This window comes from Paenibacillus sp. FSL R7-269 (genome assembly GCF_000517865.1).
Lineage (GTDB): Bacteria > Bacillota > Bacilli > Paenibacillales > Paenibacillaceae > Paenibacillus_AQ.
In genome coordinates, this window is sequence record NZ_ASPS01000096.1 from 1 (window position 1) to 1,820 (window position 1,820).

Annotated in this window: 3 protein-coding genes; 1 reads left to right on the forward strand and 2 read right to left on the reverse strand. The window is 52.4% G+C overall.

Annotated elements, in window-relative coordinates; translation table 11 throughout:
* Window positions 1–207: 207 nt before the first annotated feature.
* Entirely contained in the window at window positions 208–1,140 is a 933-nt protein-coding gene (locus C162_RS29255; protein WP_051494022.1) for an IS3 family transposase, read from the reverse strand.
* Window positions 1,141–1,210: 70 nt separating this feature from the next.
* A complete protein-coding gene (locus C162_RS29260; RefSeq protein WP_036700708.1) occupies window positions 1,211–1,459 on the reverse strand; it encodes a helix-turn-helix domain-containing protein in 249 nt (82 codons plus the stop codon).
* A gap of 107 nt (window positions 1,460–1,566) precedes the next feature.
* Between C162_RS29260 and C162_RS37165 the strand changes: the two genes are divergently transcribed.
* Window positions 1,567–1,820: hypothetical protein (locus C162_RS37165; RefSeq protein ID WP_235218565.1), on the forward strand; the 254-nt coding region annotated here is incomplete at its 3' end.

Consider the following 1,820-nt stretch of genomic DNA (forward strand, 5'->3'; position numbering starts at 1 on the left):
AAATATATCCAGCAGTTAGGATATAGTGTTCAATTGAATCCTATCCCATAGTCTTCCCTTTTTCAAAAAAACGAAACGTTTTTTTGGGCACATTGCGCTTGGCGGAGGTATGCGGGCCAAATGTAATCGAAAAACCGATCACATCGGTGCGACCCCCTTATCCCGGAGTCCTCCGTATAAAACCAGTACTTGTCGTAGCCATGCTCTTTATTTCGCTTTCTTTCTCGGCCAGAAGAAGCTGGAGCGGTCTTCTAGAGTCTGGACCCACTCCGCAAAGGTAGCTGGCGGCATGTTCCGAAGATTCGTATGCATTCTATGGTTGTTGTAGAAGTCCATGTACCGGTCCACCGCTTCATAGGCCTCCTCGAACGTGTCGAAGGCCTCTTTGCGGAACAAATCCCGATCGATATTACTGTGGAACGATTCAATACAAGCATTTAAATCCGGCGTTCGAGGCGGTATACGTTCATGGGTCATTTCCCAGCTTTCACACATGTCGCCAAACAGATGGCTGACGAACTGGGGGCCGTTGTCGGTGCGGATCACCGGGCGTGCGCTGTCAGGGGCGCAGTGTTGCTCCATGGCGCGTCCCAGCGTCTGGCAGGCGTGCTTGGCCTCACACGACGATCCGCGGTGGTAGCCGACGATGACACGGGTAAACACATCGATAATGCTCAGGACAAAGAAATGCCGGTCGCGGCCCGCCACGTACCCGTACTTAATGTCCATCTGCCAGAGCTGGCCCGCCCCGGTAATGACCCGGTTCTCCGGCAGCTTCCGGGGATGCTTGAAACGTTTGTGACGCTGCGGCTGCAAGATATCCAGCGCCTGACACAGCCGGTAGCTTTTCTTGTGATTGAGCTTTAGACGGTGCTGATTCCACAAGCACTTAGCCAGCAGTTTGTACCCGTACACGTGCTCTTCTCCAGCGATTAATTCCAGCAGCCATTCCTGGATTTCCTCGTCGCTAATCTTCTCTCCAGACTCGGTCAGGGAGTAGCCGGGCTGGGGCCTTCCACGCCCCCCTTGAGCGGCCTTTGGAGACAGTGACCTGCGTTTCTTGCGGTCGTAGTACGTAGACTCTGCGAGCCCCACAAGACGTAGTACCGACGCTGCGGTATTCCCCTGCTTAATGAACATGTCGGCTACCTCGATTTTTTCGGATAAGCAGGGGTTGGCTTTTTTAGCAGTTCACGCAGAATCTCAATCTCTAACTCCTTTTCGCCGAGCATCTTGACGGCCTTTTCGTATTTCGCTCCACTTCCAGGAGGCGCTTCAGTTCCTCCACCGGCTCCTGGGGATACGGATGATCTTGTTCCCCATGGGCCTCTCGGTAGTCTCTCACCCACTGATTCACCGTCGATGGGGTCACCCCATACTTTCGGGCAACCACCGCTGACTTAATGCCAGACAACACCTCTTGTGCGGCCTTCTCTCTTGTTCCTGTTAAGTGTCCCATACCGTTCATCCTCCTCCTATATCTAGTCTACATTTTTGTGGGGGAGGGCTCCAACTTCTTTAGGGGGCTGTGGAGATTGTTGCATCGTTTGCAGGAATTCCGATGTTTTGAGCAAGTTTGTGCTAGCTTTGTTGCATTTCTTGTACGATTTCCGCATAAGCCGCTTATTTTCGGCAGCATTGTTGCACTTCTTGCAGGAAATTCAATATTTGTTACTGGCGGTGGCGTGCGGATCAAATGTAACCGAAAAACCGATCACATTTAGCGCGGCGGTGGTCATACCCCTGTCAAGTAGACAGAAGAAAAAACTAAGCAGCCAGCGCGTGTCGATACTCAATCGGCGCGCGCTGTTTCAGTTTCG

Coding starts and splice junctions, on each gene's coding strand:
- C162_RS29255 (WP_051494022.1), bottom strand. CDS start 1,140: ATGTTCATTAAGCAGGGGAATACCGCAGCGTCGGTACTACGTCTTGTG.
- C162_RS29260 (WP_036700708.1), bottom strand. CDS start 1,459: ATGGGACACTTAACAGGAACAAGAGAGAAGGCCGCACAAGAGGTGTTG.